This is a genomic window from Bacillus sp. FSL R9-9530, from assembly GCF_038008145.1.
Lineage (GTDB): Bacteria > Bacillota > Bacilli > Bacillales > Bacillaceae_G > Bacillus_A > Bacillus_A mycoides.
The window spans coordinates 4,401,772-4,416,037 of record NZ_JBBOYO010000001.1 but is presented as its reverse complement, the minus strand read 5'-3'; the positions used below and the strand labels follow the sequence as shown (position 1 = coordinate 4,416,037).

Annotated in this window: 16 protein-coding genes and 3 pseudogenes; 8 read left to right on the top strand and 11 right to left on the bottom strand. The window is 34.4% G+C overall.

Annotation, left to right across the window (positions count from 1 at the left end):
* The first annotated feature begins 162 nt into the window (after positions 1 to 162).
* Both MKX66_RS22135 and MKX66_RS22130 read left to right on the top strand, forming a co-directional pair.
* The gene (locus MKX66_RS22135) at positions 163 to 1,056 is read left to right on the top strand and encodes a YitT family protein (protein WP_000530031.1); all 894 of its coding nucleotides are present in this window, start codon (positions 163 to 165) and stop codon (positions 1,054 to 1,056) included.
* A gap of 340 nt (positions 1,057 to 1,396) precedes the next feature.
* Positions 1,397 to 1,783: a DUF3938 domain-containing protein gene (locus MKX66_RS22130; RefSeq protein WP_002192344.1), complete on the top strand. Its 387-nt coding sequence runs from the start codon at positions 1,397 to 1,399 to the stop codon at positions 1,781 to 1,783.
* A 50-nt stretch (positions 1,784 to 1,833) separates the two neighbouring features.
* Here MKX66_RS22130 and MKX66_RS22125 read toward each other — a convergent pair.
* Positions 1,834 to 2,073, bottom strand: a pseudogene (locus tag MKX66_RS22125) (helicase); the annotation flags it as partial.
* Between MKX66_RS22125 and MKX66_RS22120 the strand changes: the two are divergent.
* Positions 2,072 to 3,166: pseudogene (locus MKX66_RS22120) on the top strand (IS4 family transposase); the annotation flags it as partial. The pseudogenes MKX66_RS22125 and MKX66_RS22120 overlap by 2 nt on opposite strands.
* A 299-nt stretch (positions 3,167 to 3,465) precedes the next feature.
* Here the strand turns inward: MKX66_RS22120 and MKX66_RS22115 are convergent.
* From MKX66_RS22115 to MKX66_RS22070, 10 genes and pseudogenes are all read right to left on the bottom strand, one after another.
* Positions 3,466 to 3,597, bottom strand: a complete 132-nt coding sequence (locus MKX66_RS22115; RefSeq protein ID WP_002129792.1) for a hypothetical protein — start codon at positions 3,595 to 3,597, stop codon at positions 3,466 to 3,468.
* Positions 3,598 to 4,228: 631 nt separating this feature from the next.
* Positions 4,229 to 4,573 (bottom strand): DUF4064 domain-containing protein, encoded by a 345-nt coding sequence (locus tag MKX66_RS22110; protein WP_002129797.1) that lies wholly within the window; start codon positions 4,571 to 4,573, stop codon positions 4,229 to 4,231.
* A gap of 17 nt (positions 4,574 to 4,590) precedes the next feature.
* Positions 4,591 to 5,121, bottom strand: a complete 531-nt coding sequence (locus tag MKX66_RS22105; protein ID WP_341087140.1) for a DUF4352 domain-containing protein — start codon at positions 5,119 to 5,121, stop codon at positions 4,591 to 4,593.
* Between the two features lie 189 nt (positions 5,122 to 5,310).
* Positions 5,311 to 5,415, bottom strand: a pseudogene (locus MKX66_RS22100) (XRE family transcriptional regulator); the annotation flags it as partial.
* Between the two features lie 284 nt (positions 5,416 to 5,699).
* Positions 5,700 to 5,879 (bottom strand): DUF4083 family protein, encoded by a 180-nt coding sequence (locus MKX66_RS22095; RefSeq protein WP_060749367.1) that lies wholly within the window; start codon positions 5,877 to 5,879, stop codon positions 5,700 to 5,702.
* Positions 5,880 to 6,233: 354 nt separating this feature from the next.
* Complete coding sequence (locus MKX66_RS22090; protein ID WP_080784442.1) at positions 6,234 to 6,374, bottom strand: DUF3985 family protein; 141 nt, start codon at positions 6,372 to 6,374, stop codon at positions 6,234 to 6,236.
* A gap of 85 nt (positions 6,375 to 6,459) precedes the next feature.
* Positions 6,460 to 7,512, bottom strand: a complete 1,053-nt coding sequence (locus MKX66_RS22085) for a site-2 protease family protein (RefSeq protein ID WP_341087666.1) — start codon at positions 7,510 to 7,512, stop codon at positions 6,460 to 6,462.
* A 42-nt stretch (positions 7,513 to 7,554) separates the two neighbouring features.
* Positions 7,555 to 8,262, bottom strand: coding sequence for a DUF3169 family protein (locus MKX66_RS22080; protein ID WP_033728257.1), 708 nt, complete (start codon positions 8,260 to 8,262; stop codon positions 7,555 to 7,557).
* Positions 8,252 to 8,497: a helix-turn-helix transcriptional regulator gene (locus MKX66_RS22075; protein WP_002067963.1), complete on the bottom strand. Its 246-nt coding sequence runs from the start codon at positions 8,495 to 8,497 to the stop codon at positions 8,252 to 8,254. Before MKX66_RS22075 ends, MKX66_RS22080 begins: the two co-directional genes overlap by 11 nt.
* Positions 8,498 to 8,773: 276 nt before the next feature.
* Positions 8,774 to 9,388 carry a DedA family protein gene (locus MKX66_RS22070; protein WP_002129815.1) on the bottom strand — a complete coding sequence of 205 codons (615 nt, stop codon included), beginning with the start codon at positions 9,386 to 9,388 and terminating at the stop codon, positions 8,774 to 8,776.
* Between the two features lie 414 nt (positions 9,389 to 9,802).
* On the opposite strand from MKX66_RS22070, the gene MKX66_RS22065 reads away from it, so the two are divergent.
* The 5 genes from MKX66_RS22065 to MKX66_RS22045 all read left to right on the top strand — a co-directional run bounded on the left by MKX66_RS22065 (position 9,803) and on the right by MKX66_RS22045 (position 14,226).
* Complete coding sequence (locus tag MKX66_RS22065) at positions 9,803 to 10,246, top strand: DUF3978 family protein (RefSeq protein WP_002034632.1); 444 nt, start codon at positions 9,803 to 9,805, stop codon at positions 10,244 to 10,246.
* A gap of 30 nt (positions 10,247 to 10,276) precedes the next feature.
* Positions 10,277 to 10,738: a L,D-transpeptidase gene (locus MKX66_RS22060; RefSeq protein WP_002015973.1), complete on the top strand. Its 462-nt coding sequence runs from the start codon at positions 10,277 to 10,279 to the stop codon at positions 10,736 to 10,738.
* A 364-nt stretch (positions 10,739 to 11,102) separates the two neighbouring features.
* A complete protein-coding gene (locus MKX66_RS22055) occupies positions 11,103 to 11,768 on the top strand; it encodes a response regulator transcription factor (RefSeq protein ID WP_000148832.1) in 666 nt (221 codons plus the stop codon).
* Complete coding sequence (locus MKX66_RS22050; protein ID WP_215590359.1) at positions 11,746 to 13,185, top strand: sensor histidine kinase; 1,440 nt, start codon at positions 11,746 to 11,748, stop codon at positions 13,183 to 13,185. Before MKX66_RS22055 ends, MKX66_RS22050 begins: the two co-directional genes overlap by 23 nt.
* A 138-nt stretch (positions 13,186 to 13,323) precedes the next feature.
* Positions 13,324 to 14,226, top strand: coding sequence for an EamA family transporter (locus MKX66_RS22045; RefSeq protein WP_002015976.1), 903 nt, complete (start codon positions 13,324 to 13,326; stop codon positions 14,224 to 14,226).
* Positions 14,227 to 14,266: the final 40 nt, after the last annotated feature.

Here is a 14,266-nt window from a genome sequence, read left to right as displayed (position 1 = left end):
AATGTATTCGCTTTCTTTAGTATATTCACACGTATCTTTGAATAGGTTTAATTTGTTAGAAATTTATAAAATTTTTGCATTATAATAAAACTATTGCCAGTTTTTGAAAAAAGCTTTATTCTCTTCTTGTAATCAAAAATGAATATGGAGATGAAACATACTATGGGTCAACTAGGAGACGCCGATTACGTTCCCGACACCGCCTTTTTATCCTTCCCAGCAGCTAAAACATTTCATTTAGAATTTATCATACAGTTAGTTGTTATTTTTATAGCTTCTATTTTGTATGCAATTTCTATGAATATGTTTTTTATCCCGCATAATATGATTAGCGGTGGATTCGCTGGTGTAGGGATGATTATCGGTTATTTAATGCACTACAATATCGGAGCACTTATCTTTTTACTAAACATTCCGCTTCTTATTTTAAGTCACTTTTACTTAGGAAAGAAGACAACCTTTTTAACGGCATACTTTGTGGCTGTATCATCTTTAGCGATGAACATTATCCCAGTACACCAAGTTTCAGACGATATTTTACTGTCTTCTGTATTCGGTGGTGTCATCTGCGGTGCTGCCTCAGGAATCATATTCCGATTTGCTTCTTCAACAGGTGGTTTTGATGTTGTTGGATTGATTGTGGCGAAACATCGCGATGTTTCAATTGGAGCAATCATCTTTGGATTCAACTTAATCTTACTTGTTGCAGCAGGATTTATTTTCGGATGGGATATTACGCTTTATACGTTAATTAGTCGGTTTGTAGTCAGCAAAGTAATTGATGCCGTGCATACAAAACATATTAAATTAACGATAATGACAATTACAGAAAAAGGTGAGGAAATAAAAAGCTCACTATTACATCACGGCATACGTGGCGTAACAATGGTAGATGCTGTCGGCGGCTATACAAACCATAAGAAAAAAATGATTTACACTGTCGTAACTCGCTACGAGTTGGGCGAAATGAAACGTATTATCCGCCAAGTGGATAATAAAGCATTTATGAACATTACTGAAACAGTTGAAATTGTCGGCCGTTTCAAACGTATATAAAAAGGCGCAAGGAACTACAATTCCTTGCGTTTTTTATTTTTTACACTTATTACAAAATCAGATAATTCTATTATTGTATCACTAAATATGTTATAATAAAACTAGACTTACAAAAAAGAGTATATAGACTTGGAAGTTTCTCTTATTTTTATAAGCAAAAAGAAACGAGCAGTCGGGTATATTTCAGACACCATACACGTAACGGTTTAAAAAAACCGATCATCTTAGTTATTCTTCACTGATCTTTTTATAAAAGATACGTACAACTAAAATTCACTTCAATATACTATACCTACCTTTTTGACTTCCAAATCATCTTATTACATAAGGAGATGAACATATGAATCAATATATACGATACACACTAGCTGTCCTATTTGCCATCGTCGGCGGCGTGATCTGTTTCTGGACAAACACAGAGCTTGGAGAGAATATCATTTTTAATGGAATCGAAACCCTTGTAAGCGCTTCAATTTTAGGTGGATACATTTTCTTCCTCTTCAATCCAGAAGAAAATGCTCAAAAAACAATGTTATTAACAATGATCGGAATCGTTGGTGGATGTATTTCCTACTCAATGACAAACTATACATTACCACTTCAATTAAGCTCAGCTTTCTTCCACGGTCTATGGACTTGGTTTATCGCATTCTGCCTAGCAGACGTATTCAACCTACTACAAGACCACGAAGAAGAAAATGGTCGTCAAATTGAAAGTAACTCGTAAGCTGGAAGATATTCTTCCAGCTTTTTTGTTTTGAGGTATTTGCTTTTCTTAGCTTGATGTTGTTGTGAGGCATTCCCCAAATAACCTTCAAGCTGTTCCAGATACCCCAATCTTAGTTGAGGTCCCAGCTCAAGCGGACACAATTCCAAACCAAGTTCGCTCGCTCTTTTAAAGAGCGGAGCCGTAGTAGCTCCATCAGGAAAGCCAAGGTCTATAACGGTTAGTTCAACGGTCTGCAGGCTGTACTTTGTATTAGAAGTCGTAAATTTATCATCAGCTAGGTTGTTTTCTTCTTCATTTACTTCTATTTTTAAGTGTATTCGTATCTTAGATTCCACTGCATTTCAACTTCCAGATGTATTTTCATCGGTTTATCCTGGTGCAGGAGGTTGTAGCCATAAGGCTGGTGTAAAAATTCAACTTGAATATGACCTTTTAAGTGGACAATTCCTCCATCTTCATACAGGACCAGGTAAACAACATGATCGCACTTACGGCTCTCTGTGTGCCCCAACTGTGACAGCGAATGATTGATGTATCCGAGATTTAGGTTATTTTCATTTAAAAGACCTTCAATATATATAAGATAAAGAGGCCTACTATATCTCTCGTATCAAGTCGAATACGCGTATTTATCAAAAAAATCCTAACCCTGATTATTTTCAAGATGGAAGAATTAAGAAAGGTACAGAGTATATACAGATAGATATGGAGACGTTAATGAACTCCCTTCAACCAGGAAAAACATGTGAAATAGCTGATACTTATGTAGGAATGATTGATAAAGTGCCAGCTCGTGTAATTGTTCATCGATTAACAAAACAACAGCAACAAAAACGATTACAAGATCAAGCTGTAAGAGAAAAAAAGAAAGGAATGAAGTATTCTCCTCGTAGTAAACGACTCAGTGGTATCAATGTATATATGACAAACACCCCTACAGATATTGTCCCGATGGGACATGTACATGACTGGTATTCTTTGCGTTGGCAAATCGAAATTTTATTTAAAACGTGGAAGTCATTCTTTCAAATCCATCATTGTAAAAAGATAAAACAAGAACGATTGGAGTGCCATTTATATGATCAATTGATTGCCATTCTACTCTGTTCTTCTATCATGTTTCAAATGCGCCAATTGCTCCTCATGAAGAAAAAACGAGAGCTTAGTGAGTATAAAGCCATATATATGATTAAAGACTATTTCCTTCTTCTATTCCAAACTATACAAAAAAACACCCAAGAGCTATCAAAGGTGTTACTTCGCCTGTTCAATCTCCTACAGCAAAACGGGAGAAAATCTCATCGATATGAGAAGAAAACAGTCTTTGATATATTAGGTGTCGTTTACAATTGTACCATGTCTGATAGTCAAGCGGCTTAATTCAAAAAAATGAAACCCGCTAGGGTTTATTTCGTATGCAAATCTTTAAATTCCTTACACATAACCTTTAGAAAAAAGAAACACTCTCTACTATAATTGACGTTGTATGAGCTTAGCTTGATAGCGATGGGGTACCGCCACATGCCCATCAACCTATATTTGTACCATCTGAGGAACAAGGCACCATACAGGTTAATCCGAAAATCTTGAGAGGTATTGTGTATAGTATGTTTACCTCAGGTACAACAAAAGAGCCTTACCTCTGTAGGCAAGACCCCACTAGTGTAGTTGTATAGTATTTATATAACAACTAAGAAACTGAAAACATATAACACCAAATAGCAGAACCCTAACATTCCGCCTACAGCTAATACCTGTTTACCCCAGCTCTTGAGTTTCATATTACTGTCAATCGATTGCACTCTTTCCATATATCGTTTCCTCCTATTAAGGAGAACCCTTGAAGACTCTCACCTCGCTATGATACCATTAAGAGATGACTAATAGAGGTCTAAATGTATAAAAATGCAATATTTCATATTAAAATGCATTATTATTATATATATATATAAACGCTTACTATAATAAGGGTGTAAAGATTCACCACATCATGTATGTCTCCTTATTTACAGTATAAACTCCTCCTTTTATATTCTATATCAAGTTATAAATCCCTGTATATTCCATACATGATCGGTTAAAATAACGTATCATTATCGGTAGCAAGGATAAGGGGGAATCCCATTTTCACAGGGGAACCTCCTTTTTTGTTCTATCGATCTATGTATTTTATATATATTCCTATTCTGTCGCGGTTTTAGAGTTCTCGTTTGTTACTGGATTAGCCGAAAAACTGTATAAAATCTTGCATGCTCTTAGCGTGTTATTTTTCTGAAACGCTGTCGATACCTTTTTAAAAATAAAAAAAAGACACCCTAAGGTGCCTTCCTGCGATTTGAACCATCGTAATATGGTATTGGATGCCAATCCAATTATTATTTTACCACATTAAGTAATTTCGAGTATTGAGAAATAGTAAAAGCACTCTTTCGAGTGCCTGTTTTATGCAGATACAGCAGCTTTATCTTTACGGAAGATGCCCATTAATCCACCGATTAATAATAATACTCCTGGTAATAAGTAAACGATAGAGATACAGATGAATCCACCAATAGAAGCAATTGTCATCATGATACCGCCAACTTTAGCATTCTTTTTAACTACTACGCAGCCAACAATCCCTAAGATTGATAGAGCAACAGCTCCCCATCCTAAACCGATAATGCTATCTGCACCTTCAGCTTCAAACGCAGCTCCCATACCGCCGATCATTAAAGCGATAAATGCACAAATAATACCGAAAATACCACCAATAAGTCCTAATACAAATTCAGTTGTTCTTTTCATATTTATAATTTCTCCTTTTATTTACCAGGTGTGAATTCGAACTTCACAGATTTATCGTCCAACGTAAAGTTTGGTTTATATGTACCTGTATATTTATCTGATTCAGATACATCAAAGTACATTTTCCCTGTAATTTGATTACCTGAACCAACATTTTCATTCATAAATGCATTATCTGCGCCGAAATATTCTTTGAATTGGTTACCACTAGCATCAGCGATCTTCAATTCTTCTGTTCCAATATAAGCATCTTTCTTACCGTTGTTTTTTGCAGAGAAAGCAATTTCTAGTACTTTTCCTTTTTCGGCTTTTGAATACTCATTAGGTTCAACGAATTGAGCTGAATTGAAAGTGATTTGTAATCCATTAACTTCTACTGTTTCGCCAGTTTTATAAACTTTGTTTTCAGTAGATGCTTTTTTGTCCTTTTTTTCCTCTTGTTTAGGAGCGTCAGTTTTACTTACTTCCTTTACTTCTGTTTCACCACATGCAGCCAAACTAAAAGCAAGTGCTCCAGTTAATGCAATTGTACCCATTTTTTTATACATTATGTTTCCTCCAGTTATGTAGAATGTAAGATTTCCGAAACTATCATAACAGAAACGGTTACAACTAGTTTGTCGTATTTTGTCGAATGAAAATAAAAAAAAGAGAGCCGTAGCTCTCACTGGTAGGAATGGTAAAATAGTGTGAAATTTTACCGTTTTTCATTGGGGAAAATTTCTTCTAAAGTCAAATCACAGTATGTCTTTGTTATCACGTAACATTTTGACATATAAAGCTAATTGTTTAGCGAATCGCCCTTGTTGACGTCCATCAAGCTTCTTATAAACTCTTTGAATGCATTACAAATGACAAAGAAAACATTAATATAATTACAGTAAAAAAGACACCTAAGGTGCCTTCCTCCGACTTGAACCACTTTACTTTTAATAATATGTATTGGACTCCCATCCAAATATTATTTTATCATGTTAAGTTATTTTATTCATTGAGGAGTATCGCCAGCATTTCGGAAAAAAACCACGCTAAGCAAAATATAAAATAAGCTGACCATATGGACAGCTCATTTACATAATTATCGTTATTGGAAGTTATTGCAAACCCCTCCTGTTTGTAGGGAGGGTCAATCTTTGTTTTGTTTTTCTAACAGTTGAATAACCCTATCTAACTTTTGCTCAATTGGATCTTGCTTTTTGCGATTGCTGGTATGCCGAATTATACGTATAATCCCGCCAAACAGTGCACCGATGATTACTAAAATAATAGCAACTTCTATGTAATAAATACTGGTTTCTAAAGGCATTCTTTAGAAACTTATTTTCCCTATTTTACCACTTAAAGGAAGTGATATGTTGTTTGATTTTGGTTGTATATAGTATACATGCTCGGTTAACATAACGTCTCATTATCAATAGTCAACGATGCATAAAATTTTCGTTATGGGGGTAATTAAAAATATTAGCTTGATAGCGATGTGTTCATACCCCATCACCAAAATAAAAAGAAGTTACCTCCACGGCAACTTCTTTCCCATATACCCCACTTAGTATTCAATTAAATATATCAACGATTTTTAAAATATATCGATCGTTTCTCCACTTATATCAGCGATTTTTTCATTATACCGACGGTTCGACACTCAAAACGCACAACATGCCTATCCCCCAAGTAACTTACTGCCGAACTCAACGATTAAAAAGATAATTAATAGGATCGCGAGTACCTTTAATGCTACATACGCCACTTTAAAAACAGCATAAATGAGCAAGACTATCAAAATAATCGATAAAATTTCCATATGTATCTCCTCCTATCTCTTTTATTCTACCTGTACTTCGTTTTTTATGAAATCGAATAAGATGACATATAAAAAAGAGGATACCTCACCCATCGTAAGATACCCTCGCCTGTAGCTGCTCAAACCATTCTCTCTCTACTTGTAAATATCCCATTCCACTCTTCTCAGCACTCTCCAATTCTTTATCAGCTTTTTTCATATAAATGCGGGAAGCTTCCATATCGTCCTCCAAATATTTAATAATTCCTTGTGTACGGTAATATCCGTTTAAATCCATTTTGGTAATGGCCTTTGCATGTTCCTTTGCTTCTTGCAGAGAAAGGCTATCCATCTGATAAAGAGCTTTATATAAAAGATACCAACTATGAAAACTACCAACGAAAAATTTATTTTCCTTCGTTACAGATAGCTGAACAATTTGTTCTATATACGGTATCGCTCTTTCCATTCCCTTTTGATCAGCTCGGGCATAAAAGACGAGCATAAGTCCGCTCATTATCTCTCTTATACTTTTATCCTCTTTTAATTTTTCCTCACTAAGTTCTACTAATCTCTCATCCCAATCTTTCGGTCTTTTATAACTAAATAACTCACTCGATATTTGAATCGTATATAAATGCTGCTTAGCTTTTTCATCATCTTTAATTAAAATGAGAAATTGCATGCCATCACTCAGAAGCGTTCCTTTTATCGGCACGATTGTAACTGCAAAAATCACAAAGTGGAAAACGGAAAAATATAAAAGATATTGATAATAGCTCACCATGTATATGTAACCTGAAGTAATACCGAATAATAAACTCATAATTGGTCCGCCTAAAGTCATCCACGCCCATTTCTTTGAAAGGTTCGGTGTCTCTATAGAAGACGGTGCTAACATCACCACACCACCAAAGTACGCCCATAATTTATTTTCTCGAATGCGTAATTTCCCCTTTTCTTTTTGAACAGTGATAGGTCCTACTGTCATAAATTTAAAATTCAAACCACCTATCAAACCAAATACTACGTGCCCTAGCTCATGAATGGCTAACACTAATAATACAATTCCAAATACTGCCGATATATTCAACATTACTTCTAATTTCCCAGTTCGAATTACTCCGTATAAAATGGACAGAACTAGCGCCGCCGTCATGGAACCAGCTGGCCTTCTTAAAATATCCACCTTTTTCTCCCCTTAATAAATCATTTTTCTCTGCATTTCGTACATGAATTTTCCGAGATGCAATATCCAAATAAATGAGATTAAGCCAATTAATACAAAATCGATATCACTAGCCGCTGTATATATAACGGCAGCCCACCATACATATGCCAATATTGTATTCGTAAATTCATATGCTTTATATCCAGCCTCATGCACAATGTGCTTTAATCCTTCATCTGCGTTTTTCGTCCACATTTTCATAGATTCCATATATGTTACACCTTGTTCAGGATATAGCTTATTATAACGATTTTTTGTTATGAGCCCGATAACCACTACAATAGTTAAACAGACAATAGAAGCTACTAAATTCCACACTGCAAATGACACATTTGTATCCTGTAACAGTGCACGTCTACATGTAATAACTGCATATACAAACCATGCCTGCGTAACTATATCACCTACACGTAAATATATACTTATAATGCCTAATTTTCTGCCTTGTACGCTCTCTTCTTCATCGCGTGCCTCCGCTAACATACGTGTATTCTTCCAAGTGTAGTACATCATTAAGATTCCAAAAATAGTACATACACCTATAAATGTATTAGATGATAATTCTCTTGGTTCATTCGAGAGTAAATTTAAAGCTATATAAGATGTTAAAAAGCCACCCATCATACTTAATGCTATTTTCCCCACAAAATCAAATTGTTTTTTTCGTTTACTCTTCATCTTCATCGTCCTCTTCCCCCTCCACCAACATAAATATCTCCTCCACCGGCGCTCCAAAAATTTGTGCGATTTTTAGCGATAACACAATAGATGGTGCATAATCTCCACGCTCAATTAAACTAATGGTTTGCCGTGATGAGCCAATCGCTTTCCCTAAATCCCCTTGTGATAAACGGTGCTTTGCTCGAAATTCCCTCACTCGATTTTGAAGCTTCATGTCTTCCCTCTTTTTCATTTATTTAATTAAAATTGTAAATAATATCCTTATCTTTGTCAATTATAATTGTCATTTTGACTTATATACATGTCAAAAATAAATCTATATTCTCCTAAATATATAACTTAGATAATAGATTTTAATAATCACATACGGAAAAAAAATAGAAACGTATTATATACCAGCCACCGGTTACGGTATCGATGGAAAAATAAAAGCAAACTGGAAAATACAATAAAAAAGGCAGTGCTTTTGCACTGCCTCCCTAAAATCTGACATAGAATGGATTCCATATTAACTTGCGTTTTGTAAAAATACTCGTTTTAGTTGCTTGCGGAAACGAACGCTTAACGTAATTGCTACAATGACAATCGCTCCGAAAATGATTTTGCCGATATGATCTCCCAGTAATCCGAAAATATCATGTAAGTTACCACCTAACCAGTAGCCGCCAATTAAGAAGAACGATACCCAGAATAAAGCACCTGAATAAATTGTAATTGCAAAGCGGCGAAACGGTAAGTTAATGATACCTGCAAAGTATCCTGTAAAATGACGTACACCAGGAATGAAGAAGCCAATAAAGATAAGGAAATATCCATATTTATCGAACCACATTCTCGTTAAATCAATTTTTCTTTGTGTTAAAAATACGTACTTCCCGTATTTTTGAACAAAAGGCATACCAAGCTTATTACCTAAAAAGTATTGAATCGTCATTCCTACACTTGTCCCAATAAAGGATAGGATAATTAAAATAGGTAAACTTAGATCACCCTTCTGTGCTAAAAACCCCGCATATGCTAATGTTGGCTCTCCCGGAAACGGAAGTGCAATATATTCTAACAGCAGGCCTACAAGTACTACATAATACCCATATTGCTGAAATAATTCATGAACCCATTCCATGTCATCTCCCCTTTCATTCACGTACAACTTGTTACTATTATTGTATAAAAAAATTGTCGAAAAAACTATCACAATAGCTTACATTTTTATTACATTTTTGTAAGGCTCATTCTAAAGTTTTTTGTTCTCTATTTACTTATATCTATTAGCATTAAAAAACAAGCTAACAACTATATATCACGCGAAGGAAATCCATTAATATACATTTTCCATCCAGTTTTCAACTCTCGAAAACCACCTTATTTTGTTCTCTATAAAAAACCACCACAAACTCATATGAACTTCATATTAGCTTCATATACGTATTGTAAGATTATATCGGAATTTGTTGAAAAATTTAGCTAATATATGACTAAACATTAAACTGAATAAATATAAATCGCTTTTCGAAATTGAAAAAAGGGTGAATAAGAAATGGAAGCTTATAAAATGCACGATTTTATTAATACGAATGTTGAATCTCATCAAAATGAAACCGTTTTTAATTTACAAATATGTGAAACAAATGAATTTGACGTAAGTTTAACAAAATCTACAACGCTGTCTTTTATCGTTTCAAAAAAGAACATTAAGATCGTCACGAGAAAATGGGTTAATTCAAATCAAGAAAGCATGATTGGCAAAAGCTACATCATTCCAACGAAAGCTTTTCACTATTTCTTACCGATTATTTCTGAAACTGAAGATGAACTAAATATTCGAGTTCAAAGTTTTGGACTACATGGTGAGCTTTTATTAAATGAAAGATTACTTATCGATAAAAACAACAAATGTAATACAAAGATTACTACCTTCTTTGAAACATTAGATGAAAATGTCAATCAAGCATTACGAGGATTACAAATTCATTGTATGTAAGACTACTACAATAAGTAAAAGGAGAATATAATGAAAAAACTATTATTAAGTGCGCTATTATCATTAGGATTTTTAACTCTTCCATTCACTACTGCAGAAGCAGCTACGACGAAAGATCAGCTTATCGTAAACACAAAAATAAATAAAATGGATTATTATCAAGATGGAAAATTCATAAAAAGTTTCACTGTCGCTACTGGAAAAGCAGCAACACCAACACCTAAGGGTACTTTTCAAATCGTAAATAAAATTAAAAACCGTCCTTACTATACAGGAAAAATTAAAGGCGGCGATCCACGTAATCCACTTGGGGACCGCTGGCTCGGATTAAATATGGCAGGAACTTACGGAACAACGTATGCGATTCATGGAACTAACAATAATCAAGCAATCGGGAAAGCAACAACACTTGGTTGTATTCGTATGTTTAACAATGATATTCACTGGTTATTTGAGCGCGTTCAGCAGCAAGCTACTGTCACTGTAAATTAGCCTAAGAACAAGATTTATGTGTAGCCAAGAATTTTATGTCTTGGCTTATTTTATTTATTCATTTACAGTAGCAAAACAACTGTATTTACATATATAATAAAAATAGATTGCATTCAACATCATCTTAACATTGATAAACATGGATATTAAAATTATACAGTTATAATATTTTATAAATTTTACAATACATACTATAATAGAACTACTGTAATACTGAACTATTCAGTGACACTAAACAATCCCCCTTGCTACTTTCATTACTATTTTATAGCGGGGGCTTATTATATGTATAAACAATCTGAGTCATCCGAAAAGTGATGAATTCGAATATTGCAGTAAAAAGCGTTATTTAGGAGGTGTTACTATGACGCATATACTGGTGATTGAAGACAACCCAGATATACAAGAACTTATTCGTGAATTTCTAATGGCACAAAACTTTACTGTTGATGTAGTTGGTGCTGGAACAGAAGGCATTCTTCTTTTCCAAAAAAATTCATACGATCTTGTCCTCCTCGATGTAATGTTACCAGATATAGATGGCTATAGTATTTGCAAAATTATGCGAGGACAATCTGATGTACCAATCATTATGTTAACAGGCTTACATAATGAAGAAAGTGAAATTAAAGGATTTGAGTTAGGTATTGATGACTATATTACAAAACCGTTCCATTACACCGTATTTATAAAACGTGTAGAAGCTGTATTAAGAAGGGCAGCAACAAAGGAAGCAGAAGCTGCAACTATACTACAATTCCATGAATTGATGTTAAATTCTACAGCATATGCCGCTTATGTTCATGGTAATCAAATTGAATTGACTACAAAAGAATTTGAAATTATATATACTTTACTGCAAAATCGGGGAAAAGTACTATCAAGAAGTGATTTGTTGAATAAGGTATGGGGCTATGAACATTATGGTGATGTGAGGGTTATAGATACACATATTAAAAACTTACGAAAAAAATTAGAAATTCCTTATATTAAAACGGTGAAAGGCATTGGCTACAAAATCGAATCGTAGAAAAGACAACATCACCAAAAATATATTCATCAAAACCTTATTATTTTGTATTCTGTTATCACTTTGTCTTTATCAAATTATTTATTTTCTAGCCTCAAATTACGATAAAGATCGTTTGAAAGCTTCTGGAACGCAAACTGCGGAACAAGCGGAATCAGACAAACAAAACGACCAAAGTAAAACAAAGCAAAATAAAGCTGTGTCAGAGAGTAGCATCTCTAATTTTCAATCTTCTCAAATAGACATGAAAGCACTCTCTACAGCCATCAATCATCTTTTGCAGCCTAGCCAAACTGCAAAAGCAAAAGAACATGCACAAAATATTCCGGGGAAAAGTAACACAACGTCTTCACTTACAGAAGCGGAAAAGCAAGTTACTAACAATGATGCCTTACATACACAAAGTGCAGCAAGTAAAGCAAATGATACACATGATAATCCAAAGTTAACAGATGTGTTGCAGCAGTTAGCTCCACATATTGGGGCGACAATGCTTGCATTATCTCTGCTTGGATCTTTAATCTACGCAAAAATAATCGCCAAACCTTTCCGATATATGAGCGATGCTTTAAAAGATATTATGAATCTTGATTTCTCAGATAAAAAGCTACTTAACAAAAATACAGATCAAACAGATTTTAATTTGCAAGTAGCTGCCTCACAAGTACCTACTATTGTGAAAAATTTACATGAAAGCAATCAAGATTTAAGAAATGAACTCAAGAAGGAACAACAGTTAGAACAATCTCGTAAAGAATTTATGTCTATGATATCCCATGAATTAAAAACACCAATCGCAGCCGTTATGGGACAACTCGATGGCATGATTCACGGAATTGGCGCTTATAAAGATAGAGATAAATATTTAAAACGTTCATATGAGATGATGCAAGATATTAACATATTAACGGAAAAAGTGTCAGAATTATCCAAAATACAAAACCCTCAATTTAAACCAAATTTAAAAGTTATCTCATTAACTAATATTATTGAGGACGTTATAAAGAAAGTAGATTATTTTGTATCTGTAAAACAATTAAATGTTCAATCTAACATTAAACAAGATGCACAAATTTTAGCTGATCCTAAATTTATGCAAACTGCTATTTTTAACATTATTTCAAATGCAATTCATTATACAATTGACCATCAGCATGTATATATAAAACTTTATGAAAAGCCAAACGGTTACGCATTAGAAGTATTAAATACAGGTTCTCAAATTGATGAAGATAAACTTGCCCATTTATTTGAACCATTCTATCGCGCAAATCCTGACAAACATGGCTTAGTACAAGGTAGTGGTCTTGGGTTATATATTGTAAAACAAATATTAGATAAACATCAGTTTCCTTATGGAATACAGAACACACCTCAAGGTGTAAAATGCTCCATTGTATTCCCAAAAGCAATGTAAAACCTACTCTAATTTCATACCCCAAATTCATACTTCGTATGAATGGCGGAATTTTGTAGAGTATCTTACTCTGTTTCGTTCGCCCGTTATCCTTATTTGGATAGCGGGCGTTTTTTATTATTTAAAAGGAGGATTTTTATGGAGAAATTTAAGTATTCATTACTAGTTTTATTCGGCGCTTGTAGCTACGGCGTACTTTCAACTATTTTTAAACTCGGATTCATTGACGGATTTTCCGCACACCAACTACTAGGAGGGCAATATGTCTTCGGATGGATTGGGCTCCTTTTACTCGTTCTGTTCTTTTCACGTCATAAAGTATCAAAAAAACAATTCTTTTCGTTACTAACAGTCGGCACAACAATGAGTATGACAGGTATTTTCTATGCTATTTCCGTAGAAGAATTGCCAGCCTCTATCGCTGTCGTTTTACTCTTTCAGTTCACTTGGATTGGTGTAGTCATCGAAGCGATTGCCAACCGGACATTCCCAAGCCGTGAGAAAGTTATATCTATTATTATTTTATTTACTGGTACATTGTTTGCTGGTGGAGTATTTGAAGGTCTTGGACAAAACTTTTCTACGAAAGGTATTATTTTCGGACTATTAGCTGCCGTCTCTTTCTCATTCTATGTATTTGTAAGCGGGCGCGTTGCTACAGATGTTCCGCCTTATACGAAAAGCTTTCTTATGACAACGAGTGCTACTCTTATTGTATGCTTATTTTTCCCGCCTACCTTTTTAACGGACGGTGCTTTACAAGCAGGCCTATGGAAATATGCTTTCTTCCTTGGACTGTTCGGGGTTATTATACCTGTCATTTGTTTTTCAATTGGGGTACCAAAAGTCGGAACGGGACTTGGTACAATATTAGGTGCAGCTGAATTACCAACAGCAATTATCGCTTCTATTACACTTGTTCATGAAGTTGTATCGCCAATGCAGTGGATTGGTATTGTGGTTATATTACTCGGTATTTTCACACCACAACTACTTACTGCTAGGAAAGAAAAAAAACATAATCGTGTTCATAGTGCGTGACAACATCAACTTGTATATAAATGTGAATAAAGTTACTATA

Bases quoted from the DNA above. Each gene is read 5' to 3' on its own strand.
- MKX66_RS22135 (WP_000530031.1), top strand. From the start codon at position 163: ATGGGTCAACTAGGAGACGCCGATTACGTTCCCGACACCGCCTTTTTA.
- MKX66_RS22130 (WP_002192344.1), top strand. From the start codon at position 1,397: ATGAATCAATATATACGATACACACTAGCTGTCCTATTTGCCATCGTC.
- MKX66_RS22115 (WP_002129792.1), bottom strand. From the start codon at position 3,597: ATGGAAAGAGTGCAATCGATTGACAGTAATATGAAACTCAAGAGCTGG.
- MKX66_RS22110 (WP_002129797.1), bottom strand. From the start codon at position 4,573: ATGAAAAGAACAACTGAATTTGTATTAGGACTTATTGGTGGTATTTTC.
- MKX66_RS22105 (WP_341087140.1), bottom strand. From the start codon at position 5,121: ATGTATAAAAAAATGGGTACAATTGCATTAACTGGAGCACTTGCTTTT.
- MKX66_RS22095 (WP_060749367.1), bottom strand. From the start codon at position 5,879: ATGCCTTTAGAAACCAGTATTTATTACATAGAAGTTGCTATTATTTTA.
- MKX66_RS22090 (WP_080784442.1), bottom strand. From the start codon at position 6,374: ATGGAAATTTTATCGATTATTTTGATAGTCTTGCTCATTTATGCTGTT.
- MKX66_RS22085 (WP_341087666.1), bottom strand. From the start codon at position 7,512: ATGACGGCGGCGCTAGTTCTGTCCATTTTATACGGAGTAATTCGAACT.
- MKX66_RS22080 (WP_033728257.1), bottom strand. From the start codon at position 8,262: ATGAAGAGTAAACGAAAAAAACAATTTGATTTTGTGGGGAAAATAGCA.
- MKX66_RS22075 (WP_002067963.1), bottom strand. From the start codon at position 8,497: ATGAAAAAGAGGGAAGACATGAAGCTTCAAAATCGAGTGAGGGAATTT.
- MKX66_RS22070 (WP_002129815.1), bottom strand. From the start codon at position 9,388: ATGGAATGGGTTCATGAATTATTTCAGCAATATGGGTATTATGTAGTA.
- MKX66_RS22065 (WP_002034632.1), top strand. From the start codon at position 9,803: ATGGAAGCTTATAAAATGCACGATTTTATTAATACGAATGTTGAATCT.
- MKX66_RS22060 (WP_002015973.1), top strand. From the start codon at position 10,277: ATGAAAAAACTATTATTAAGTGCGCTATTATCATTAGGATTTTTAACT.
- MKX66_RS22055 (WP_000148832.1), top strand. From the start codon at position 11,103: ATGACGCATATACTGGTGATTGAAGACAACCCAGATATACAAGAACTT.
- MKX66_RS22045 (WP_002015976.1), top strand. From the start codon at position 13,324: ATGGAGAAATTTAAGTATTCATTACTAGTTTTATTCGGCGCTTGTAGC.